Origin of the sequence: Enterobacter sp. CP102 (assembly GCF_025152625.1) — a bacterium.
Classification (GTDB): domain Bacteria; phylum Pseudomonadota; class Gammaproteobacteria; order Enterobacterales; family Enterobacteriaceae; genus Enterobacter; species Enterobacter soli.
Genome location: NZ_CP104014.1, coordinates 4089847 through 4112633, shown reverse-complemented (window position 1 = coordinate 4112633; position 22787 = coordinate 4089847). Strand labels below are relative to the sequence as shown.

Genomic DNA, 22787 nt, shown 5'->3' with positions numbered 1-22787 from the left:
AAGACGATAGCCGTTAGCTTTTTATGCATAGACCTCGCCTTCCGGCAAGGTCTCACTTACAACCACGAGGGTTGCCCGGCGACCGGATGCGTGTTTAACGCATCGTAATGACGATCCACCAGCGAAGAAGTTACTCCCCTTTGCAGGTAACAAAATATGTCAGACCATTGGTTTCGTCAATGGTCTGCACGGTTTCATTACACAGCTTTACGCGATCGCTTTTTCGCTCACATCGTCTGCCGGGAACACCACGCCAGTCTGACGGCGGATCTCCGTTTGCAGCTTCGCCGTAGTGCGGCTGACCGAAAGCCCAGGGTGATTCACTTCATTGTTTTCTACCAGGCGTGCAAAGACCTCTGCCTCATAGAGCATAGTGTTAATATGCTGTGGTTGCGTCAGCTCTTGCGCTTTCCCGCCGCGCGGCACGAAGCTCAGTTTCTGACACTCGGAGATCTTCTCAATCACCAGCGATCCGGCTTCACCCTGAATTTCGCTCGGCAGCACCGAATCACTGACTTTAGAGTGTTGCAGCGTAACGCTGAAATCACCGTAATCCAGCACCACGACACCGTGTGCATCCACGCCGCTATCCAGCAGGCTGGCGGTGGCAGTTACGCCGTGCGGCTCGCCCCACAACGCCACCGCCGAGGCCAGGCAGTAAAAGCCGATATCCATAATCGACCCGTTCGAGAAGGCCGGATTAAAGGTGTTCGGGTTCTCGCCGTCCAGGTAGCGCTGGTAGCGTGAAGAGTACTGGCAGTAGTTGATGAAAGCCTTACGCACGTTGCCAAGCTTCGGCAGAGACTGCTGCAACAGCAGGAAGTTTGGCAGGCTGGCAGTTTTGAATGCTTCGAACAGCACCACCTGATTTTCACGCGCCAGGGCGATGGCGGCTTCCACTTCCTCAATATTAGAGGCCAGCGGCTTCTCGCAAATCACATGTTTTTTATGGCTGAGGAACAGCTTCGTTTGCGGGAAGTGCAGGGAGTTTGGGCTGGCAATATAGACCGCATCAATGGCATCACTTTGCGCCATCTCATCGAGCGAGGTGAACAGGTGTTCGACAAGGTAATCATTCGCGAAGGCCTGCGCCTGCTCAAGGCTGCGGGAATAGACTGCGGTGAGCTTATATTTGCCGGTTTCGTGGGCGGCGTCGACGAACTGGCGTGTGATCCAGTTCGTACCAATGACTGCGAAACGTATCATAAACGTTTACGTACTCCGTAGCTGGGAACCTTTAGCCACTGTAGCACGTCATGATGACAAAACGAGTGCGCTATTGCTCATTACCATTTAACGATAAATGCGTAAGCCACAGGCGGGTATCAAACTCGAGCTGGTGGTACTGCGGCTCCATATGGCAGCACAGGGAATAGAACGCCTTATCGTGCTCTTTCTCTTTCAGGTGCGCCAGTTCATGCACTACGATCATGCGCAGAAACGCTTCCGGCGCGTTGCGGAACACGGTCGCCACGCGGATCTCGGCTTTCGCCTTCAGCTTGCCGCCCTGTACGCGGGAGATAGCGGTATGCAGGCCGAGCGCGTTTTTCAGCACGTGGATCTTGTTGTCGTACATCACCTTATTGATCGGCGGCGCACTCTTCAGGTACCGGCTTTTCAGATCCTGCGTATACTGCCAGAGGGCTTTATCGGTCGCGAAATCATGGGTGCCTGGGTAGCGTTTTTCCAGTACCGCGCCCAGCTTTTGCTCAGCAATCAGGCTGCGTACCTGAGAAAGTAAATGCTCCGGGTAGCCCTGGAGATAAGTCAGCTGGTTCATCAAAACCCCAAAATAATGAGAAAACGGGTATACTCACGCACCCTTTTCAGGGATTACGCCAAAATTTTACCATTCAGGAGGGCCGATGAGCCACTTAGACAACGGTTTCCGTTCACTCAACCTTAAACGTTTCCCGGAAACGGACGACGTCAACCCGCTTATGGCGTGGGAAGCGGCGGATGAATATCTGCTGCAACAGTTGGATGACACTGAAATCAGCGGCCCGGTTCTGATCCTGAATGATGCGTTTGGCGCGCTGGGCTGTGCTCTGGCAGAACACACCCCTTACAGCATCGGTGATTCCTACTTAAGCGAGCTGGCGACGCGTGAAAACCTGCGCCACAACGACCTCGAAGAATCCAGCGTGAAGTTCCTGGACAGCACTGCGGATTACCCGCAGGCGCCGGGTGTGGTGCTGATCAAAGTGCCGAAAACCATGGCGTTGCTGGAACAACAGCTGCGCGCGCTGCGTAAAGTCGTCACCCCGGAAACCCGTATTATCGCGGGTGCTAAAGCGCGTGATATTCACACCTCGACGCTGGAATTGTTCGAGAAAGTGCTCGGCCCAACCACCACCACGCTGGCGTGGAAAAAAGCGCGTCTCATCAACTGTACCTTCAGTGCGCCTGAACTGGCTGACGCGCCAGAAACGCTGAGCTGGAAACTGGAAGGAACCGACTGGACCATCCACAACCATGCTAACGTCTTCTCCCGCACCGGTCTGGATATCGGCGCGCGTTTCTTTATGGAACATCTGCCGGAAAATCTGGAAGGTGAGATTGTCGATCTGGGCTGTGGTAACGGGGTGATTGGCCTGACGCTGCTGGCGAAGAACCCGGAAGCCAGCGTGGTGTTTAGCGATGAATCGCCAATGGCGGTAGCGTCCAGCCGTCTGAACGTGGAAACCAACATGCCAGAGGCGCTGGATCGCTGCGAGTTTATGATTAACAACGCGCTGTCAGGCGTGGAGCCTTTCCGCTTCAACGCGGTGCTGTGTAACCCGCCGTTCCACCAGAAACATGCCCTGACCGATAACGTCGCCTGGGAGATGTTCCACCATGCGCGTCGTTGTCTGAAAATTAACGGTGAGCTGTATATCGTGGCGAACCGCCACCTGGACTACTTCCACAAGCTGAAGAAGATTTTCGGTAACTGCACCACCATTGCCACCAACAACAAGTTCGTGGTGCTGAAAGCGGTTAAGCTGGGTCGTCGTCGTTAAGATTGTTTTGCCTGGCGGCGCTTCGCTTGCACAGGCCTACTGTTTTGTAGGCCCGGTAAGCGCAGCGCCACCGGGCAATGCCCTAGATCGCCAGAGCTAACTTCGTCCCCTGCGCAATCGCACGTCGTGCATCCAGCTCCATCGCCACATCACACCCGCCAATCAAATGCACCGTTTTACCTGCCTCACGCAGCGGATCGGCCAGATCGCGTTTCGGCTCCTGACCGGCACATAAAATGATGTTGTCCACGCGCAGCAGCTGCGGTTCACCGCCGATCAGCACGTGCAGGCCCTCGTCGTCGATCTTCTGATAACTGACCGCCGGGATCATTTTCACGCCGCGCGACAACAGCGTGGCGCGGTGGATCCAGCCCGTCGTTTTGCCCAGCCCTTCGCCTGGTTTACTGGCTTTACGTTGCAACATCACAATCTGGCGCGGGCTTTTCGGCAGCTGTGGGCCTTCTGGTCGCAAACCGCCTGACTGATTCAGGCTGGTGTCGATACCCCATTCCACACAAAACTCGGCAATGTTCTGGCTGGTGGTTTCACCCGGCTGGCTTAAATACATTGCTGTATCAAAGCCGATCCCGCCGCAGCCGATAATGGCAACGCTCTCCCCAACCGGGGTTTTATCACGCAATACGTCGAGGTAGCTCAGCACCTTAGGGTGATCAATCCCCTCGATCGCAGGCAGGCGTGGGGCGATCCCGCTTGCCAGGATCACCTCATCGAAACCAGCCAGATCCGCGGCATTCACAAACTGGTTTAATCGCAGATCCACGCCTGTCAGGGCGATCATCCGGCGGTAATAACGCAGGGTTTCGTAGAACTCCTCTTTGCCGGGGATCTGTTTGGCGATATTAAACTGCCCGCCAATCTCACTGGCCGCATCAAACAGCGTCACGCTGTGCCCGCGTGAAGCGGCATTGACGGCAAATGCCAGCCCCGCAGGACCTGCGCCAACCACCGCCAGACGCTTCTTGTTACTCGTCGGGATCACCGGCATTTTGGTTTCGTGGCAGGCGCGCGGGTTGACCAGGCACGAGGTGACTTTGCCAACAAAGATCTGATCCAGACAGGCCTGGTTACAGCCGATACAGGTGTTAATCTCATCTGCGCGGCCACTTTGTGCTTTGGACAGCAGTTCGGCATCGGCCAGGAACGGACGCGCCATCGATACCATATCGGCATCGCCCCGCGAGATCACATCGTCAGCCACCTGCGGATCGTTAATACGGTTGGTGGTTACCAGTGGGATCGACACTTTGCCTTTCAGCTTGCGCGTCACCCAACTGAATGCCGCACGGGGTACCGGCGTGGCGATGGTGGGAATTCGCGCCTCGTGCCAGCCGATCCCGGTGTTGATTATGGTTGCGCCTGCCGCTTCAATGGCCTGGGCCAGCCGTACGGTTTCGTCAAACGTCCCGCCGCCTTCAACCAGGTCGAGCATCGACAGGCGGAAGACGATGATAAAATCAGCGCCCGCACGTTCACGCACGGCGCGTACCACTTCGATGGCAAAACGCATCCGGCGCGCGTAATCGCCACCCCATTCGTCGTCGCGCTGGTTAGTGCGGGCCGCCAGGAATTCGTTAATCAGATACCCTTCAGAGCCCATCACTTCCACGCCGTCGTAGCCTGCTTCCCGCGCCAGTGCGGCGCAGCGGGCGAAGTCGTCAATCAGCGTCAGGATCTCGTCGTGGCTAAGGGCGTGCGGTTTGAAACGGTTGATGGGGGCCTGAATGGCCGAGGGCGCCACCAGTTTCGGCTGGTAGCTGTAGCGGCCCGTATGCAGAATTTGCAGGGCGATCTTCCCGCCCTCGTTGTGAACCGCATCGGTCACAATGCGGTGATGCGCCAGCTGTGACGCATCGTTCAGCACGGCTCCGCCTTCCATACCCACACCCGATGGGGCGGGCGCCACGCCACCGGTGACAATCAGCGCCACACCATGGCGCGCACGTTCGGCGTAGAACGCAGCCAGGCGCTCAGCGCCGTCGGGATGTTCTTCCAGACCGGTATGCATCGAGCCCATCAACACGCGGTTTTTGAGCGTTGTGAACCCCAGATCGAGGGGGGCGAATAACGACGGGTAGCGGCTCATACTCTCTTCCAGTGTAAAATTATTGTTATGTGGTCGGATGAGTTACTAATTTAGCCAGCGGCAGCGGAAAGGTAAAAGCGGGATCGAATGATTGTGATGGGATTCAAAGAAAGGTCCCCGGTGGCGCTGCGCTGACCGGGGCTACAGGCTCGTAGGCCGGATAAGCGCAGCGCCATCCGGCTGGTTTTTTTACGGAGCCACCGCCCGCACAAGCCCCGGCGCCTGCCACATCGACGTGGTCAGCCCGCTGTCCACCAGCCCAAGCTGGTCGGCGTAGACTGCCTGCCATTTTTGCATCATGCCGTCGTACAGCTCGCGGTGTTCCGGATTTGGCGTAAATTCCCGGCTCCATTTCACCAGCCGTTCCCCGGTGGATGCCATATCCGCAAACAGGCCCGCACCTGTTCCGGCGGCGATTGCACAGCCCAGCGCCGTGGCTTCTTTGACTTCAGGCACACGCACCGGCAACCCGGTCACATCGCTTAAGATCTGGCTCCACAAAGCACCTTTCGCGCCACCGCCGGCAAAGACCAGGCTTTCAAACGTCACGCCGGAAAAATGCGAAATCTGCGCCAGATTGCAGGCCGAGACAATCGCGGCGTTCTCTTCCAGCGCACGGAACAGCGTGGCTTTGTTGCACTTTTCCGGATCGATGGAGAGGTTAATAAACGACGGCGCAGCGTGGTACCACTGCTTAAAATGCATCGCGTCGGAGAAAATCGGCATCACGCCGTGCGAACCTGCCGGAACGCGTGCCGCCATCTCTTCCAGCAGGGAATACGTATCCATGCCCATTCGCCCGGCAATCAGTTTTTCCTCTGCGCAGAAGGCATCGCGAAACCAGCGCATGGTTAATCCGGTGAAAAAACTGATGGATTCCGCCTGCGCCATGCCAGGGATCACGTGGGGATTAACCCGGATATTCATATCGGGATCGGTACGCACCTGCGGTAAATTCACCACCTGCTGCCAGAAGGTACCGCCCAGCACCGCCGTTTGCCCGGCGCGCACCACGCCCAAACCCAGGCACCCAAGCTGCACATCGCCACCGCCCATCACCACCGGCGTGCCTTCGCGCAGGCCGCTCTGCTGAGCCGCCGCCCCGGTTACCGCACCCAGCAGCGTGCCTGTCTCTTTCACCGGGGAGAGGATATCGGCGCGCAACCCGGCCATATCCAGCAGCGTCGGACGCCAGTCGCGGCTGAAGAGATCGAGCATCCCGGTGGTGCCCGCATTGGACGGATCGACCGCCAGCTCGCCGGAGAGCTTCGCCGCCAGCCAGTCGCTGATCATGGTGATGGTAGCGGCCTTACGGTAAATATCCGGACGATGGTGGGCCAGCCACAGCAGGCGCGGCATGGCGCTGAGCGCCAGCGTCTGCCCGGAAACACCGTACACTTCGGATTCAAAACGGTAGTCGTGGATCTCTTTGAGTTCGGCCACCTCGCGGCTGGCGCGGGCGTCGACGTTGGCGCAAGCCCAGATGGCCTCGCCGTTGCGGTCATACAATACAATGCCTTCACGCATCGAGCAGCAGGCGACCGACTGGATATCGGCGGCGCTCAGGCGCGCGCGATCCAGAGCCTGATGGATGCACTGGCAGGCCAGCCGCCAGTTGGTGTCGAGGTCAAACTCCATCGACCCCGGCACGTTCTCCACGCTCAGGTGTTTCCACTCGGCCTGGCCGACGGCAATCTGGTTGCCCTGCAAATCGAAAATAACGGCGCGAACGCTGCCTGTCCCTGCATCTAACGCTAAAAGGTAACTCATGAGTTTGCCTCGTTGTTAGCGCGGGAAAGGCAGGCTCTCAGTTCGCCAGAGCCAGCACCGCGCGGGCTGTCGTCTCTTCCGTCACCAGGCCATTGATACGGCGACCTTTGAGTGCGGCATAAATCGCATCGGCTTTCTCTTCACCTCCGGCCACGCCAACGATGGTGGGTAACTGCGCCAGCTCATCGAGCGTTACACCCAGTAATTCACGGTGGATCTCCAGTTCGTCTACGCATTCCCCTTCGGCATTGAGGAAGTAACCCAGGATATCGCCCACGGCACCCTTGCGGGCATACATCAGTTGTTCGCCTTCACTGATATAGCCGGAACGTAAAATAGTGGCATCGCGGCGCTGGTTCACCGCTCCAATTCCCACCACGGCAACATCGGCTGCAGTAGCGGCGAGGATCACATCCCGCACGCTGGTTTCGCGTTTTAATATCCCGGCCACTTCGGCGGATGAAACGCGAAGCGGCGCCGGGATCATGCTGACGCTACAGGCCGCATCCAGCTGACCGATGCCGGTCATATAAGGCCCCACGCCGCCCGAAAGCGTGACCAGGCGGATCTGCTGCGAGCTAATAAAGCCGCTTAAGTGTTGCAGGCTGCTCATGGTGGTTTCACCAAATCCCACCGCCAGCAGCTGCCCGGGCTCCAGTACGCCCATCAACGACTGCGCCGCGCCAATGCCTAACCGCACGTTCATCGGCGGGGTATTCAGGGCAGGCAAGACCCGCACCAGCTTCAGGCCAAAGCGCCTCTGTAGCTCGGTTTCCAGCGCCAGACATCCTTCATAGCGGGAATTTATCTGGACGCGAATCACCCCGGACTGACGCCCCTTTTCCAGCAGGCGCGAAATCTTCAGACGGGGCAGGCCAAGTCGCTCGCCAATATCGTTCTGGGTCAGGCCGTCGTGGTAATAGCACCAGGCGACGCGTGCCACCAGTTCTTCTTCCGCCAGTGCAAGCCCTGCAAACCGGCCTTCTTCAGCAATGCGTTTATCGCCCATATTTGAACTCTTATAAAAATTTAGATCATATGTTCGTGATGGCGCGGGTGGAAAGTGTGAGCCACGCGGCAAAACGGATCTTTTAGATTGTTTCTGGTTTATCTGGATCTTAATCGATAAAACTGTGATCCCTGCACGGTTGTAAATATAGTTCACCGTCTACGCTTTTGAACATTATTAATTCTAAAAATCATTTGTTCAATAGCGGAGCGATGATGACCCCACTTATCGAAGCACGTGATATCTGCAAACAGTTTTCTGGCGTGCCGGTGCTAAAAGGCATTGATTTCACGCTACTTGCGGGCCAGGTTCATGCGCTGATGGGGGGGAACGGCGCTGGAAAATCGACGCTGATGAAAATCATCGCCGGGGTCGAGACACCGGACAGCGGTGAACTTTCAGTCGCCGGGCAGTCATTTGCGCGTTTGAAACCCGGGCAGGCGCACAAGCTCGGGATCTACCTTGTCCCGCAGGAGCCGATGCTGTTTCCGAATCTGACGGTGCGGGAAAACATCCTTTTCCGTCTGCCCCGTGAAAACGGTCTGGATAAAAAGCTGGCGGATAAACTCCGGCAGCTCCAGTGCCAGATCAACCTGGATGCCACCGCCAGCACGCTGGAAGTGGCGGATCAACAGATGGTGGAGATCCTGCGCGGCTTAATGCGCAATGCAACGATCCTGATCCTGGATGAGCCAACGGCGTCTTTAACGCCAGGGGAAACCGATCGTCTGTTTCGCCAGATCCGGGCGTTGCAGGAGCAGGGGGTTGGCATTGTGTTTATCTCGCATAAATTGCCGGAGATCCGCCAGCTGGCGAGCCATGTTTCAGTGATGCGCGACGGCGCCATTGTGCTCAGTGGTGAAACGGCACACTACGACGATAACGCTCTCATTGGCGCGATGACGCCGGTCAGCCGCGATAAAGAATTAAGCGACACCCAAAAGCTGTGGCTGGCGCTGCCGGGCAACCGGCGCACCCAGGCACAGGATTTTCCGGTGCTGCGGGTTGAAACGCTGACCGGGGAAGGGTTTATCGACCTCAGTCTTGAGATTTACGCCGGCGAAATTGTCGGCCTGGCCGGGCTGGTAGGCTCCGGGCGCACCGAGTTCGCCGAAACCCTCTATGGCCTGCGCCCGGTACGTGCGGGGCGCGTCTGGCTGGAAAACCAGGATATCAGCAGCGATTCGGTATTTTCGCGGCTGGATAAGGGGCTGGTGTATCTGCCGGAAGACCGGCAGGTTTCCGGGTTGTTCCTGGATGCGCCAGTTCGCTGGAACACGGTCGCCCTGAATGAGCCGTCCATCTGGCAGCAGCGCAAGCGCGAGGCGGCGGTGGTGGAGCGTTATCACCGGGCGCTGGGGATCAAACTCAACAATGCAGATCAGACGGTGCGAACGCTCTCCGGTGGCAATCAGCAAAAGGTCCTGCTGGCGCGCTGTCTGGAGGCTAACCCGCTGCTGCTGATTGTGGATGAACCCACGCGCGGCGTGGATGTCTCAGCGCGAGCTGACATCTATCAGCTGATTAAAAGCGTGGCGGCGCAAAATGTCGCGGTGCTGATGATTTCAAGCGATCTCGACGAATTCCCAGGCCTGGCTGACCGCGTGCTGGTGATGCATCAGGGGATGCTCAGCGGGGAGCTGCCACGCCATGCCGTCAGCCTCGACAAAATGATGTCGCTGGCCTTCGGAGGACAATCATGAAGATGTTACTGAGAAACCGCGAGCTTAGCGCGCTGCTGGCGATCCTGGCGCTGTTTGCCGTGCTGGTGGCCCTTAACCCGGCCTATTTCAGTTTCCAGACCCTGGGAATGATCTTCGCCAGCTCGCAAATTCTGATCCTGCTGGCGCTGGGCGCGGCGATGGTGATGCTGACCCGCAATATTGATGTCTCTGTGGGATCAACGGTGGGTCTGTGCGCCATTGCCGTGGGAGTCGCGCTCAACAGCGGTTACAGCCTGCCGGTGGCGATGCTGTTTGCGCTGACCATTGGCGCCCTGGCAGGGGCTTTTAACGGTTTTCTGGTGGTCGGGCTACGCATCCCGGCGATTGTCGCCACCCTTGGTACGCTGGGGTTGTATCGCGGCGGGATGCTGCTCTGGACGGGTGGCAAGTGGATAGAAGGGTTGCCGTCGGGCCTGAAATCACTCTCAGAGCCGGTGGTTATCGGGATCTCACCGATAGGGTTTGGCGTGCTAATTCTGGCAGGCATGGGGGCGTGGATCTTCTCGCGCACCCTGTTTGGCCGGGATTTCTACGCCGTGGGCGATAACCTTGCCGCTGCGCGCCAGCTTGGCGTGGCGGTGAACCGCACCAGGATGATTGCCTTCACGCTGAACGGTGTACTGGCGGCCTGCGCGGGGATCGTTTTTGCCTCGCAGATTGGCTTTGTACCGAACCAGACTGGCAGCGGGCTGGAGATGAAAGCCATCGCGGCCTGTGTGCTTGGTGGGATTTCGCTGCTGGGCGGCACCGGCACGCTGGTGGGCGCGTTTCTCGGCGCCTTCTTCCTGACCCAAATCGATACCGTGCTGGTGCTGTTTAAGCTTCCGGCCTGGTGGAATGACTTTATCGCCGGACTGGTGCTGCTGGGAGTACTGGTGCTCGACGGGCGTCTGCGTCAGGCCCTTGCGCGTCATCAGCGGGCGCTGAAATACAGCCGCTTCCAGCCAGGTAACCGGGGGGGAAAGCACGTCACCCCGTTCCCAAAACGCAAAAAAGAGGTGGCGTAGATGAAGCTTAACTGGGAAAGCGCGCTGCTGATCTTGCTGGTGCTCGAAATCCTGCTTTTCGGCGCCATCAACCCACGGATGCTGGATCTCAATATGTTGCTGTTCAGCACCAGCGATTTTATCTGCATCGGCATTGTGGCCCTGCCGCTGACGCTGGTGATTATCAGCGGCGGTATCGATATTTCGCTCGGCTCGACCATTGGCCTGTGCGCCATTGCGCTGGGCGTCATGATGCAGGCCGGCTGGCCAATGTTTGTGGCGATTCCGCTGACCCTGCTGCTGGGTCTGCTGTGCGGCCTGGTTAACGCCGCACTCATTCACTACACCGGCATCAGCCCACTGGTGATCACCCTTGGCACGCTGTACCTCTACGGCGGCGGGGCACTGCTGCTTTCCGGTATGGCGGGGGCAACGGGTTATGAAGGGATTGGCGGTTTCCCGGACAGCTTTACCGCCTTCGCCAACCTCACGCTGTTAGGGCTACCGGTTCCGCTGGTGCTGTTCGCGCTGATTACGGTCTTTTTCTGGCTTATCACCCACCGGGGGCGCTTTGGCCGTCACCTGTTTCTGATTGGGCAAAACCCGCGTGCGGCGCGTTATGCGGCGCTGTCGGTCAACGGGATGCCTTATGCGCTGTATGGCCTGGTGGGCGTGGCCTCGGCAATTGCCGCCCTGGTGATGGTTTCTTACTTTGGCTCGGCGCGCTCCGATTTGGGGCGTGATTTATTAATGCCTGCTCTCACTGCCGCTGTGCTCGGCGGGGCCAATATCTACGGGGGATCAGGTTCGGTTTTGGGTACAGCACTGGCGGCGCTGCTGGTGGGGTATCTGCAACAGGGTTTACAGATGGTCGGCATCCCCAACCAGGTGTCGAGCGCGCTGTCAGGGGCGCTGTTGGTTGTGGTGGTGATGGGACGTTCGTTGAGTCTGCACCGTGAATGGGTGCGATCTCTCTTCACAAAACTACCCGGAGCGTAAGATGAAAACAAAACTGATAGTCCTGGCGATAGCACTTAGCGTGGCGTCTGCACAGGCGGCAGACCGCATTGCCTTTATTCCTAAGCTGGTGGGCGTTGGCTTCTTTACCAGCGGCGGTAACGGTGCAAAAGAGGCGGGCAAAGACCTCGGTGCAGACGTCACCTATGATGGCCCAACCGAGCCAAGCGTCTCCGGCCAGGTGCAGCTTATCAATAACTTCGTCAACCAGGGCTATAACGCCATTATCGTCTCCGCCGTCTCGCCAGACGGGCTTTGCCCGGCGCTCAAGCGCGCAATGCAGCGCGGCGTGAAGGTCCTGACCTGGGACTCCGACACCAAACCCGAGTGCCGCAGCATTTATATCAACCAGGGAACCCCGGAACAGCTCGGCGGCCTACTGGTTGATATGGCTGGCAAGCAGGTGACCAAACCCAATGCCAAAGTGGCGTTCTTCTACTCAAGCCCGACCGTCACCGACCAGAACCAGTGGGTGAAAGAGGCCAAAGCCAAAATCGGGAAAGAGCACCCTCAGTGGCAAATCGTGACCACCCAGTTTGGCTATAACGATGCCACCAAATCCCTGCAAACCGCAGAAGGGATCTTAAAAGCCTACCCGGATCTGGATGCGATCATCGCTCCGGACGCCAACGCGCTGCCGGCGGCGGCACAGGCGGCGGAAAACCTCAAACGTGAAGGGGTGGCGATTGTCGGGTTCAGCACCCCGAACGTGATGCGTCCGTACGTGGAGCGCGGCACGGTGAAAGCCTTCGGTCTGTGGGATGTGGTTCAGCAGGGCAAAATTGCGGTCAATGTCGCCGATCATTTGTTGAAAAAGGGCGACCTTAACGTTGGCGACAGCGTGGATGTAAAAGACATCGGGGCGCTGAAGGTCGAGCCGAACAGCGTGCAGGGCTATCAGTATGAGGCGAAAGGCAACGGTATCGTGCTGCTGCCAGAGCGCGTGGTATTCACCAAAGAGAACATCAACAAATACGATTTCTGACGGGGGAGCACATGGCTGATTTAGACGACATCAAAGACGGCAAGGATTTTGGCATCGGCACACCGCAGCAGAACGTGCCATTCACCCTGAAGGGTTGCGGCTCGCTGGACTGGGGAATGCAGTCCAGGCTGGCGCGGATCTTTAACCCGAAAAGCAACCGCACGGTGATGCTGGCCTTTGACCACGGCTATTTCCAGGGGCCGACCACCGGCCTTGAACGTATTGATCTCTCTATTGCGCCGCTGTTTGGCGAAACCGATGTGCTGATGTGTACGCGGGGCATTCTGCGCAGTCAGGTGCCTGCTGCTACTAACAAGCCGGTGGTGCTGCGGGCATCTGGCGGTAACTCGATTCTGGGCGAGCTCTCCAACGAGTGCGTGGCGGTAGCGATGGAAGACGCCCTGCGCCTGAATGTCTGCGCGGTGGCGGCGCAGGTCTATATTGGCAGTGAGTTTGAGCATCAGTCGATCAACAACATCATCAGGCTGGTGGATGCCGGTGCGCGTTACGGCGTGCCAACGCTGGCGGTGACGGGAGTCGGCAAAGAGATGGCGCGTGACGCGCGGTATTTCTCGCTTGCCAGTCGTATCGCCGCCGAAATGGGGGCGCAGTTCGTCAAAACCTATTATGTGGATGAAGGTTTTGAAAAAGTGACCGCCAGCTGCCCGGTGCCGATTGTTATCGCCGGGGGTAAAAAGCTACCAGAGCACGAGGCGCTGGAAATGTGCTGGCGGGCGATCGACCAGGGCGCATCTGGCGTGGACATGGGGCGCAATATCTTCCAGTCCAGCGCACCGCTGGCCATGCTGAAAGCGGTGAAGAAAGTGGTTCACGAGAACATGAACGCGCGGGAAGCGTTCCAGTTCTGGCAGGAAGAGAAACAGGGAGAAGCAAAATGAACGTGACGTTAGTGGAGATCAACATCAAACCCGAGCGGGTGGACGAATTTCTGGAGGTGTTTCGCGCCAACCACGAAGGGGCGATTCAGGAGCCAGGGAACCTGCGTTTTGACGTGTTGCAGGATCCGCGCGTGAAAACCCGGTTCTTTATTTACGAGGCCTATAAGGACGAAGAGGCGGTGCTGGCGCATAAAAAAACGCCTCACTACCTGGCCTGCGTGGAAAAACTCGAAGAATTGATGTCAGAGCCGCGGAAGAAACGCAGTTTTGTCGGGTTGTTACCGGCGTAGCGGATTTGCCCGGTGGCGCTAGCGCCACCGGGCGTTGTTTATGCCTCTTCCACACTGACACGCATCGCGGCCAGCGCTTTACGCGCCGCTTTCAGTACCAGCTCACACTGCTCAATGGTGAGCGTCAGCGGCGGTTCAACACGGATGGTTTTTGAGTTGTTGAGCGTACCGGCCACCAGTACCCGCTGGCGGAACATCTCGCTTGCGAAGCTGTAGCCGATTTCGTTATCGACAAACTCAATGGCCATCAGCATCCCTTTGCCGCGTGCTTCCTGCACCAGGTCAGGATATTCACGCCCCAGTTGGCGGAAACCATCCAGCAGCATGTCGCCTTTCTGCTCCGCCTGCGCAGGCAGGTTTTGCTCCAGCAGCACGTTGATGGTGGCCAGTGCCGCCGCGCAGGATAGCGGGTTACCGCCGAAGGTAGTGGTGTGCAGGAACGGGTTGTCAAACAACACCGAGAACACCTCTTCGGTCGCGACCGTCGCACCAATCGGCATCACACCGCCGCCGAGCGCTTTTGCAAGACACAGGATATCTGGCTGCACGTTTTCATGCTCGCAGGCAAACATCTTGCCGGTGCGCCCCATGCCGGTCTGCACTTCGTCAAGGATAAGCAGCGCGCCAAACTCATCACACAGCTGACGCACGGCAGGCAGATAGCCCGGCGGTGGCAGGATCACGCCGCCTTCACCCTGTATCGGCTCCAGGATCACCGCCGCCACATCGTCGCCGGTTTTACGGCACTCGCTGAGCATGGTGCGCATGGCGCTAATGTCGCCAAACGGCACATGGCGGAAGCCAGGCAGCAGCGGCATAAACGGCTTGCGGAAGGTGGATTTCGCGGTCGCAGACAGCGAGCCTAATGACTTACCGTGGAATGCGCCACTGGTGGCTATAAAGGTGAATTTCCCGCGCGGCGACTGGTACGCTTTGGCGAGTTTCAGCGCCGCTTCGACCGATTCCGTGCCGCTATTACTAAAGAAGCTGTATTTCAGTTTGCCCGGCGTTAAGGCCGCCAGCGTTTTCGCCAGCATGGCGCGAAGTGGGTCGAGCAGCTCCTGGCTATGAAGAGGTTGTTTCGCGAGTTGATTCTGTACGGCGGAAACCACAACTGGATTACGGTGCCCCACGTTGAAAATGCCAAAACCACCCAGGCAATCTATAAATTCCTGTCCCTGGGTGTCGACAAGCGTGTTCAGACTTCCCGCTTGCCACTCTACGGCTCCGTAATCCCCGCCGGCGGTAACAGATTTGCGATACTCCAAAAACCCAGGATTTACATGCTCTTTAAAGTAATCGATGACCTCTCGGTTAAGTTGTTTCATCTCCTCATGATCAAGCGTTCGCTTCTCAATGAGATTCAGTGCGTGCGCGGTACAGGCAAGAGCCGAGGCGCTGGAAGGTAACCTGTTCAAAATGTGCTCCCGGGGATCGCGTATCACATGATACTGGTTTAAGTATTGCAGGGATTACGCCACTTCAGCTGACTTAACGAAAATCGGGATAAACACCAGGTTAAATTTATGTTGCGCAATATTTAATCATGCCGAAATAAGCGGGACGGGATTAAGCGACAGAGAAAGAGGAGATGTTTTAGCGGCCGGTTTCGTCAATTGCACCTGAGTGGTGCAGGGCGTGCTTCTTTAGTGGGCGTTAACAGATCATGCTTCGTGAGTAATTTCTTAGCGAAAGTATTTTAAATCAATTAATTAGAAAAACGCACAGAAAGTGCGGTTTAACCTGGATTTGCGATCCCAGTCAAATTTAACAACTAAAGATAAACTGTTTACCGCCGAAAAAAGATTAAGCCACAAAATTAACATTCAAATAACCTGCAAGGGATGCTCATAATGTCCTCTCCATCCTATGTCACCCAGAACGAATATCCTCTGGACGATGACACCACCTTAATGTCGACTACCGACCTGCACAGCTACATGACCCACACCAACGACACCTTTGTGCAGGTGAGTGGGTACTCACTCAATGAACTGCTGGGACAGCCGCATAATCTGGTGCGCCACCCGGACATGCCAAAAGCGGCCTTTGCCGATATGTGGTACACGCTACAAAAGGGTGAGCCGTGGAGCGGGATTGTCAAAAACCGCCGTAAAAATGGCGACCACTATTGGGTGCGCGCAAACGCGGTGCCGATGGTGCGCCACGGCCAGGTCACAGGGTATATGTCGATTCGTACCAAAGCGACGGCTGAAGAGATTGCCACCGTGGAGCCTTTATATCAGGCGCTGAATGACGGGCGCTGTAACAAACGTATCCACAAAGGGCTGGTGGTACGCAAAAGCTGGCTCGGCAAACTGCCGGCAATGCCGCTGCGCTGGCGGGTGCGCAGCGTGATGGCGGTGCTGTTTGCGGTGATGGCGGCAACGCTTTGGGCCACGTCCGCGGGCTGGGCATCGTTCGTGGCGGCGGCTGTTGTCATGCTGCTGGGGACCCTGCTGTTTGAGCAGCAAATTGTCCGCCCGGTAGAAAACGTGGCGCGCCAGGCGCTGAAGGTCGCCACCGGCGATCGCAACACCGTGCAGCACCTCAACCGCAGCGATGAGCTGGGGCTGACCTTACGGGCGGTGGGGCAACTGGGGCTGATGTGCCGCTGGCTGATTAATGACGTTTCAAGCCAGGTGGTCAGCGTGCGTAATGGCAGCGACAGGCTGGCACAGGGTAATGAGGATCTTAACGACCGCACGCGCCAGACCGTCACCAACGTGCAGCAGACCGTGGCGACAATGAACCAGATGGCGGCCTCGGTACAAAGCAATTCTGAAACGGCCGCCGAAGTGGATAAGCTTTCCATGGCCGCCAGCAGCGCGGCAACTGAAGGTGGAAATGCGATGCAGACCGTGGTGAAAACCATGGACGATATTGCCGACAGTACTCAGCGGATCGGCTCGATTACCTCGCTTATCAACGACATTGCGTTCCAGACGAACATCCTGGCGCTGAACGCGGCGGTAGAGGCGGCAAGAGCGGGCGAGCAGGGGAAAGGCTTTGCGGTAGTGGCAGGTGAAGTTCGCCACCTGGCCAGCCGAAGCGCCAATGCGGCCAACGATATTCGTAAGCTTATTGATGCCAGCGCCAGTAAGGTGCAGTCGGGCTCTGACCAGGTCCACGCCGCAGGCCGCACGATGGACGACATCGTGGAGCAGGTGAAGAACGTGACTCAGCTTATCGCGCAGATTAGCCATTCGACCTCTGAGCAGGCGACCGGGTTGTCGGAGCTGACCCGCGCAGTCGCTGAGCTGGACAGCATCACCCAGAAAAATGCCGACCTGGTAGAAGAGAGCGCACAGATTTCCGCCATGGTTAAACACCGTGCCGGACGCCTGGAAGACGCGGTCACAGTGCTGCATTGAGTCAGTAAAGTTCCAGAAAGCCGTTTATTTCGTCCGGAATAAACGGCTTTATTGTTTCCGCTCTTTGTAATTACTATTACCATTTAATGTTAAATATATATTAAATAACTAAATAAATTACCTCAGCTATTTATTCCTGCCTAAGTCAGTTTTCCCCGATACTGTTTCAGAAATCACCATTCCATTGGTTGTGTAACGATCAATGCGCCAGTATTAATAGCTAATGCCTATACATTAAGGTGGTTATTGAATAAAAAAACGATCAAAGTCATAAAGTTAGGTGATGAGTTACCGATAACGGTGAACGTCTGGGAAATAATCACATCGATGGAGTAAATATGTTCTTACATGACGTAAAGATCGGCACGAAATTATTTCTGGCGTTTGGATTCTTTATTGCGCTGATGGTGGTCAGTGCAACCTTGTCTTTGCTGAGCCTGAACCGGGCCAACAACGGGATGCAAACCATCATCACCAGTGATTATCCGACCACGGTAAAAGCAAACGAGTTAATCGATAACTTCCAGGAATTTATTAGCACTCAGCAGCTCATGTTGCTGGATGAGCAGGGCAAGTATACTGCGCAGTCCCAACAGCACCTGAAAGAGATCAGCGAACATATCACCGTTATCCTGGGTGACCTGAATAACGAACTGCACGATCGAAAATCTCAGCAGGTTCTGGCTGATATTCGCGGGGTGCGCCAGCAGTATCTTGACTCCCGCTACCGCATTTTGCAGGCCGTACAGAACAACGATCGCGCAGGGGCGATCCAGGAGATGATGACCAATACCCTCAACCTGCAAAAGGCCTACAAGGACAAAGTGAAGGAGCTTATCAGCATTCAGAACGGCCAGATGCAAAGTGCTGGCGCGCAGGTGAATGGTGATTTCAGAAACAACCGCCTGTGGCTGATTATTATCACGCTGTTTAGCGTGGGCGCAGGCAGCCTGATTGGCTGGTACATTGTGCGTTCGATTACCCGCCCACTGGGTACCGCGGTGGCCTTTGCCGAAGCGATTGCTCAGGGTGACCTGACGCGCAATATCACCTCCCACGGTAAGGATGAAACCGGCCATCTGCTCAATGCGCTGATGGAGATGAAAACCCGCTTGCAGGAGATTGTGCAGCAGGTGCAGACCGGCTCTGAAAACATTTCCAGCGCTGCCGCGCAGATTGTAGCAGGTAACCAGGATTTAGCCGCGCGCACGGAAGAGCAGGCCAGCTCCGTTGAACAGACGGCGGCATCAATGGAACAAATCACGGCAACGGTAAAAAACACCGCGTCACATACCGGGGAAGCGACCAACCTCTCTGCCGATGCGGCCACGGTGGTGAAAAACAACGGCGAGATGATGAAGCAGGTGACCAGCAAAATGCGCCTGATTAACGAAACGTCGAACCGGATGTCCGACATTATCGACCTGATCGACGCCATTGCCTTCCAGACCAATATTCTGGCGCTGAATGCGGCAGTGGAAGCGGCACGTGCGGGTGAGCACGGTCGTGGCTTTGCCGTGGTCGCGGGTGAAGTGCGCCAGCTGGCACAGAAGAGTGCGTCTTCTGCCAGTGAAATCCGCCAGCTGATTGAAAGCTCAACCAGCCAGACCCAGGACGGGATGAACCTGGTCGAGAAAGCCAGCGGGCTTATCAACGGCATGGTCGGCAACGTGGAAGAGATGGACGTCATCCTGCGGGAGATCCGCCAGGCCAGCCACGAGCAGACTGAAGGGATTTCGCAGATTAACAGCGCGATTGGCCTGATCGACGCCACCACTCAGCAGAACTCGGCGCTGGTGGAGGAGTCTGTCGCCGCGGCCGCATCGCTTAACGAGCAAGCGACGCAGCTGAAAGAGCTGGTAAAAGTCTTCCGCGTGAACGAGTACGCACCGGCTTAATCCAGCTGGGAGATCTCCAGCGCCGCGCGGTCGATAACGCCGATAATCTGCTTAAGCTGCGCGTCGCTGATCTCCCCCTGGTTTACCCTGAGGTCCAGCACGGCCTTGAAGTTATCAAGAGCCCGCTTCATCTGCGGGTTTTTTCGCAACTGGAAGCCAACGCAGCGGGCTTTGATCCGCAGCTGAATGTTCTCCAGATGTTCCAGATTTTCATCCAGCCAGTGTTGCCCGGCCAGGGTAATGGCAATCTTTTTGCGCCCGGTTTCTTCTTCCGTAATGGTGATAAAGGTCTGATCCTGCAAGAAATCGAGGGTCGGGTAGATGACGCCCGGGCTCGGGGTGTAGTTCCCCTGAGTCATATTCTCAATCTCTTTAATCAGCTCGTAACCGTGGCTCGCATTGCGGGTCAGAATATCCAGAATCACCAGCCGCAGTTCGCCGTGGCCAAAAAATCGCTGGCGGCGTCCACCACCTTCATGTGCGTGTCGCATCGTATCTCCTCAAAATTGATATATCTAATTTATATCTAAACTTGTCTTAATAGCAATGTAGCCATCAAATAATTAGTTAATTATATGATTATATTGTTATTTTTATTATGTGGCTTGGCTGGTGTTAACTATATCAAAAAATAGCTTGCAATCCTGATTGTTAGCAATCATTATCATTTGCAGTTTGATTTAGATATATCGTATTCACTTCAGGAAGGCATAAAAATGACATCGACCCGCTACCCACAACGCGTCCGTAATGACCTGCGCTTTCGCGAGCTGACCGTGCTCCGCGTTGAGCGTGTCGCGGCTGGCTTCCAGCGTATCGTCTTAGGCGGAGACGCCCTGGAGGGCTTTAGCTCCAGAGGTTTCGACGACCACAGCAAAGTCTTTTTCCCGGAGCCTGGGGCGACATTTGTCCCGCCAGTGGTTACCGATGAAGGGATCGACTGGGGCGAAGGCGTGCGCCCTCAGGCGCGTGACTACACACCGCTGTACGATGAAGCGCGTCATGAACTGGCGTTCGATTTCTTTATCCATGATGGCGGCGTTGCCAGTAACTGGGCGCTACAGGCGAAAGTGGGCGACAAACTCACCATCGGCGGCCCGCGCGGTTCACTGGTCGTTGCAGAGGATTACGCCTGGCAGTTGTACGTGTGCGACGAGTCCGGAATGCCCGCGCTGCGTCGCCGTTTAGAAGCGATAGCCAGACTGCCGGTGCGCCCTGACGCTCATGCCGTTGTGACCATTGGCGATGCCTCTTACAAGGATTATCTGGCGCATCTGAGTGAGTTCAACATCACCTGGATTGTCGGGCATAGCGAGCAGGCGGTGGCTGATCATCTGGCGGCGTTTAACGTACCCGCAGAGGATTACTTTATCTGGTTAACCGGGGAAGGGAAGGTGGTGAAAAGCCTGAGCCGTCAGTTTGAAAATGACGAGATTGATCAGCAACTAGTGCGTGCCAGCGCGTACTGGCACGCCAAATAATTACGCTGCAGTATCCAGCTGCGCTTCGCTCACCTGATGTTCGAGCGAGGCGCGGACGTCATGCAGGGCTTTCTCTTGCTGGACAAAGTAAGCTTCCATATTGCTGAGCGACGAGACCAGCAGCCAGGACTCTTCTTTTTCCAGCTCGGCCAGCTCGTTCACTAAGGTGTCGATTTGCTCGCGTACCTGCGCCATTTTTTTGCGGATACGCTCCAGATCGTTCAGCCGGTCGCTTGCCATCAGCGGCTCAAAGCCCTGTTGCAGACGAGCAACCAGAGAGCGAATGGCTTTCACATCCCCACGTTGTTTGGCCTGATTCAGCTGCACCATCATGGTGTTGGCTTCTTCTTTCAGATCGTCTGCCACCAGATCCGGGTGGCACAGCTTGCTCGCCTGACGCCAGAGTCGTTTTAGCTCGTTCTGATCCTCTTCGGAGAGGTTTTTCCCTTTCCGCAGACGGACTTCGGCATCGTGGTGCTGCTCACGGTATTTTTCATACTCGTTATTAGCATCATCCCGCGCCTGACGCGCAGGCTCCTCTTCACGTGTTAACCCGCTTTCCAGCTCCAGTGCTTCGGCCAGCAGGTTAGCAATCAGGTTGCTTTGCTGCTGAAGATGCTTGCGTGCTTCCGCAGCCTGCACGGAATCCGCTGGCAGCTCGCGCCAGCGCTGGGTCAGTGTGGCTAATACCTCTACCGCCTGCGCCATGTACTGTTGGCAGCGGCGATAGTCCTCTTCGCGACGACGAGCTTCCGCCTGCTGACGACGCAGATTCAGCTCGGCAAGTGTTTTACGCAGGGCGAGGATCTGCTGCATCAGCGGCCCGAGGCGGGAGAAATAGAGATCGTTGAACTCATCAAGCTGCTGCACGCGCGCGTTGCGACGATCGATAAGATCCCGCAGACGTTCTTCCAGTGCTTTGAGCTCCAGCTTGCTGGCTGCCACCTGCGGATCGCGCCACTGGGTAATCGCCCGCTGGCTTTGTAACCAGGCGGTGATAGCCGCGATGGCGGCGGTGTAGTTCTTCTGCTCAAGCGCCACGACGATTGCCTGTAGCTCATCGCCAAACGCTTCATTTTTCAGGCGTGCCAGCTGGCTTATGATGATGTCGTCATCTTCCAGTTCAATGGCATTTTTAATGATTTCTAGCCGTTTGATCGGTGTGCTCATGATGCCTTTCGCTTTGGGGCTTAAGTATTTGAGTTAAGGTTAGTTGTTGTAAACGCTACAGGAAATAATACACACGGATGATGATCGGCGCGATGGGGGATTTCTTTAGTTTTTCGGGTTTTTGACGATGAGTTACGGATTTAATGAATGATGAATTTCATCGCAAATAAAGAAGGGTGAGATTTTTCTTTTCCTTCTTGTATTTAATGTGTTGTTTTTAATGTTTTTTATTCGGGCATTACGCTGGCTTTCTGAAAGAATGGCCCCCTGAGGAGCCACATCATCATTTAGTGAGTTGTGCGCTGTGCACGACACCACCATCTTCAACAATGTTCAGGACATGACCTGCTTTGGTCCACTGACTGCTGGACTGTTGTTTCCATCCCTTCTCAACCAGATATTCCTCCGCGGCAATCCCTTTCATTGCCAGGATGCTTTCTGCTTCGCCGGCTATCTGACCGTGCTGCTGCTCAGGCGAAAGAGCGGGCTTAGCTGCTGAAGCGGCGTTTTGGGCTCGGGTTTTGTGAATATCGCATCCGTGCCCGTCAGTGACCTGGGTACAGCCCGACCGTTCGAGTTGTGAGCGGTACTTTTCGCTGATAGCGTGCGCTGGTGATGCGGTCAGAACGACCAAAGGTATTGCGTATAAAGCCATCTTTATCATTTGTTATTACCCAGACTAAATTTATGTTGCTTCCATTTCTGATGGGGAGTGTTTTTCACTTTTTTGGACTTGAGTTAATAGCTAGCTCTGGTTGATATAATGCTTTTATTTTTGGTTTCTTGTATAGATGTTTTTTATTTTGATTGTTTTTATTTTCTTTGATTGATTTTAAATGGTTTTTATTTATATAACTTGTTGCAATGTGTTATTTTATTGCATCTAAATTGTTTTCTGATTGTATTTATTTTAATTAACTAACGATCCATTTTTACAGTGAGCTAATGTTTACTTTTATTTTAAAAAATACATCGAATGAACGTTTCGGGTTTATTTTTCCTTTTAAACAAGAACGCTGATCTCTTTATGGCTGGACTTATGCTGAAAATCATAAGCGAAAGAACATATTGGGAGCCT

18 protein-coding genes and 1 pseudogene are annotated in these 22787 nt (G+C 55.9%); 10 read left to right on the top strand and 9 right to left on the bottom strand.

What is annotated here, in order from left to right; translation table 11 throughout:
* Positions 1-207 precede the first annotated feature (207 nt).
* Together N1249_RS19355 and N1249_RS19350 are read right to left on the bottom strand one after the other, a co-directional pair.
* On the bottom strand, positions 208-1206 hold the full coding sequence (locus tag N1249_RS19355) for a Gfo/Idh/MocA family protein (RefSeq protein WP_259832152.1): 999 nt from the start codon (positions 1204-1206) through the stop codon (positions 208-210).
* A gap of 70 nt (positions 1207-1276) precedes the next feature.
* The gene (locus N1249_RS19350; protein ID WP_259832151.1) at positions 1277-1780 is read right to left on the bottom strand and encodes a YgjP-like metallopeptidase domain-containing protein; all 504 of its coding nucleotides are present in this window, start codon (positions 1778-1780) and stop codon (positions 1277-1279) included.
* An 85-nt stretch (positions 1781-1865) separates the two neighbouring features.
* On the opposite strand from N1249_RS19350, the gene rlmG reads away from it, so the two are divergent.
* Entirely contained in the window at positions 1866-3002 is a 1137-nt protein-coding gene (gene rlmG, locus N1249_RS19345; protein ID WP_259832149.1) for a 23S rRNA (guanine(1835)-N(2))-methyltransferase RlmG, read from the top strand.
* Positions 3003-3084: 82 nt separating this feature from the next.
* Here the strand turns inward: rlmG and N1249_RS19340 are convergent, their stop codons facing one another.
* The 3 genes from N1249_RS19340 to lsrR form a co-directional block, all read right to left on the bottom strand.
* On the bottom strand, positions 3085-5106 hold the full coding sequence (locus N1249_RS19340) for an NADPH-dependent 2,4-dienoyl-CoA reductase (protein ID WP_259832147.1): 2022 nt from the start codon (positions 5104-5106) through the stop codon (positions 3085-3087).
* A 189-nt stretch (positions 5107-5295) separates the two neighbouring features.
* Positions 5296-6876: an autoinducer-2 kinase gene (lsrK, locus tag N1249_RS19335; protein ID WP_259832140.1), complete on the bottom strand. Its 1581-nt coding sequence runs from the start codon at positions 6874-6876 to the stop codon at positions 5296-5298.
* A 37-nt stretch (positions 6877-6913) separates the two neighbouring features.
* Positions 6914-7885, bottom strand: a complete 972-nt coding sequence (gene lsrR / locus N1249_RS19330; protein ID WP_014071831.1) for a transcriptional regulator LsrR — start codon at positions 7883-7885, stop codon at positions 6914-6916.
* Positions 7886-8100: 215 nt separating this feature from the next.
* Between lsrR and lsrA the strand changes: the two genes are divergently transcribed.
* The 6 genes from lsrA to lsrG are packed head-to-tail and all read left to right on the top strand — an operon-like array spanning position 8101 to position 13786.
* Entirely contained in the window at positions 8101-9588 is a 1488-nt protein-coding gene (gene lsrA, locus N1249_RS19325) for an autoinducer 2 ABC transporter ATP-binding protein LsrA (protein WP_259838223.1), read from the top strand.
* Complete coding sequence (lsrC, locus tag N1249_RS19320; protein WP_259832133.1) at positions 9585-10616, top strand: autoinducer 2 ABC transporter permease LsrC; 1032 nt, start codon at positions 9585-9587, stop codon at positions 10614-10616. The genes lsrA and lsrC overlap by 4 nt, the downstream gene beginning before the upstream one ends.
* Positions 10617-11594, top strand: a complete 978-nt coding sequence (gene lsrD / locus N1249_RS19315) for an autoinducer 2 ABC transporter permease LsrD (RefSeq protein ID WP_259832131.1) — start codon at positions 10617-10619, stop codon at positions 11592-11594.
* A 1-nt stretch (position 11595) separates the two neighbouring features.
* Positions 11596-12597, top strand: a complete 1002-nt coding sequence (gene lsrB / locus N1249_RS19310) for an autoinducer 2 ABC transporter substrate-binding protein LsrB (RefSeq protein WP_259832129.1) — start codon at positions 11596-11598, stop codon at positions 12595-12597.
* A gap of 11 nt (positions 12598-12608) precedes the next feature.
* Positions 12609-13496 (top strand): 3-hydroxy-5-phosphonooxypentane-2,4-dione thiolase, encoded by an 888-nt coding sequence (gene lsrF, locus N1249_RS19305; RefSeq protein ID WP_182062540.1) that lies wholly within the window; start codon positions 12609-12611, stop codon positions 13494-13496.
* Positions 13493-13786 carry a (4S)-4-hydroxy-5-phosphonooxypentane-2,3-dione isomerase gene (gene lsrG, locus N1249_RS19300; protein WP_259832127.1) on the top strand — a complete coding sequence of 98 codons (294 nt, stop codon included), beginning with the start codon at positions 13493-13495 and terminating at the stop codon, positions 13784-13786. Before lsrF ends, lsrG begins: the two co-directional genes overlap by 4 nt.
* Positions 13787-13824: 38 nt before the next feature.
* Here lsrG and ygjG read toward each other — a convergent pair whose 3' ends face one another.
* Positions 13825-15204, bottom strand: coding sequence for a putrescine aminotransferase (ygjG, locus tag N1249_RS19295; RefSeq protein ID WP_041162132.1), 1380 nt, complete (start codon positions 15202-15204; stop codon positions 13825-13827).
* 435 nt (positions 15205-15639) lie between these two features.
* Here ygjG and N1249_RS19290 point away from each other — a divergent pair, with 435 nt between their 5' ends.
* A complete protein-coding gene (locus N1249_RS19290; RefSeq protein ID WP_259832125.1) occupies positions 15640-17160 on the top strand; it encodes a PAS domain-containing methyl-accepting chemotaxis protein in 1521 nt (506 codons plus the stop codon).
* A 338-nt stretch (positions 17161-17498) separates the two neighbouring features.
* Positions 17499-19058: a methyl-accepting chemotaxis protein gene (locus tag N1249_RS19285; RefSeq protein ID WP_259832123.1), complete on the top strand. Its 1560-nt coding sequence runs from the start codon at positions 17499-17501 to the stop codon at positions 19056-19058.
* On the opposite strand, the gene N1249_RS19280 is transcribed toward N1249_RS19285, so the two are convergent.
* On the bottom strand, positions 19055-19549 hold the full coding sequence (locus N1249_RS19280; RefSeq protein WP_409193152.1) for a PadR family transcriptional regulator: 495 nt from the start codon (positions 19547-19549) through the stop codon (positions 19055-19057). The two genes, N1249_RS19285 and N1249_RS19280, sit on opposite strands and share 4 nt — an antisense overlap.
* Before the next feature lie 225 nt (positions 19550-19774).
* On the opposite strand from N1249_RS19280, the gene N1249_RS19275 reads away from it, so the two are divergent.
* Positions 19775-20539 carry a siderophore-interacting protein gene (locus tag N1249_RS19275; protein WP_259832121.1) on the top strand — a complete coding sequence of 255 codons (765 nt, stop codon included), beginning with the start codon at positions 19775-19777 and terminating at the stop codon, positions 20537-20539.
* Here the strand turns inward: N1249_RS19275 and N1249_RS19270 are convergent, their stop codons facing one another.
* Together N1249_RS19270 and N1249_RS23300 are read right to left on the bottom strand one after the other, a co-directional pair.
* The gene (locus N1249_RS19270) at positions 20540-21709 is read right to left on the bottom strand and encodes a DNA repair protein (protein WP_259832115.1); all 1170 of its coding nucleotides are present in this window, start codon (positions 21707-21709) and stop codon (positions 20540-20542) included.
* Positions 21710-22202: 493 nt separating this feature from the next.
* Positions 22203-22373 (bottom strand): annotated as a pseudogene (locus N1249_RS23300) (hypothetical protein); the annotation flags it as partial.
* Between the last annotated feature and the right edge of the window lie 414 nt (positions 22374-22787).

Excerpts from the sequence above, each read along its gene's own strand:
- N1249_RS19355 (WP_259832152.1), bottom strand. The coding sequence starts at position 1,206 with ATGATACGTTTCGCAGTCATTGGTACGAACTGGATCACACGCCAGTTC.
- N1249_RS19350 (WP_259832151.1), bottom strand. The coding sequence starts at position 1,780 with ATGAACCAGCTGACTTATCTCCAGGGCTACCCGGAGCATTTACTTTCT.
- rlmG (WP_259832149.1), top strand. The coding sequence starts at position 1,866 with ATGAGCCACTTAGACAACGGTTTCCGTTCACTCAACCTTAAACGTTTC.
- N1249_RS19340 (WP_259832147.1), bottom strand. The coding sequence starts at position 5,106 with ATGAGCCGCTACCCGTCGTTATTCGCCCCCCTCGATCTGGGGTTCACA.
- lsrK (WP_259832140.1), bottom strand. The coding sequence starts at position 6,876 with ATGAGTTACCTTTTAGCGTTAGATGCAGGGACAGGCAGCGTTCGCGCC.
- lsrR (WP_014071831.1), bottom strand. The coding sequence starts at position 7,885 with ATGGGCGATAAACGCATTGCTGAAGAAGGCCGGTTTGCAGGGCTTGCA.
- lsrA (WP_259838223.1), top strand. The coding sequence starts at position 8,101 with ATGACCCCACTTATCGAAGCACGTGATATCTGCAAACAGTTTTCTGGC.
- lsrC (WP_259832133.1), top strand. The coding sequence starts at position 9,585 with ATGAAGATGTTACTGAGAAACCGCGAGCTTAGCGCGCTGCTGGCGATC.
- lsrD (WP_259832131.1), top strand. The coding sequence starts at position 10,617 with ATGAAGCTTAACTGGGAAAGCGCGCTGCTGATCTTGCTGGTGCTCGAA.
- lsrB (WP_259832129.1), top strand. The coding sequence starts at position 11,596 with ATGAAAACAAAACTGATAGTCCTGGCGATAGCACTTAGCGTGGCGTCT.
- lsrF (WP_182062540.1), top strand. The coding sequence starts at position 12,609 with ATGGCTGATTTAGACGACATCAAAGACGGCAAGGATTTTGGCATCGGC.
- lsrG (WP_259832127.1), top strand. The coding sequence starts at position 13,493 with ATGAACGTGACGTTAGTGGAGATCAACATCAAACCCGAGCGGGTGGAC.
- N1249_RS19290 (WP_259832125.1), top strand. The coding sequence starts at position 15,640 with ATGTCCTCTCCATCCTATGTCACCCAGAACGAATATCCTCTGGACGAT.
- N1249_RS19285 (WP_259832123.1), top strand. The coding sequence starts at position 17,499 with ATGTTCTTACATGACGTAAAGATCGGCACGAAATTATTTCTGGCGTTT.
- N1249_RS19280 (WP_409193152.1), bottom strand. The coding sequence starts at position 19,549 with ATGCGACACGCACATGAAGGTGGTGGACGCCGCCAGCGATTTTTTGGC.
- N1249_RS19275 (WP_259832121.1), top strand. The coding sequence starts at position 19,775 with ATGACATCGACCCGCTACCCACAACGCGTCCGTAATGACCTGCGCTTT.
- N1249_RS19270 (WP_259832115.1), bottom strand. The coding sequence starts at position 21,709 with ATGAGCACACCGATCAAACGGCTAGAAATCATTAAAAATGCCATTGAA.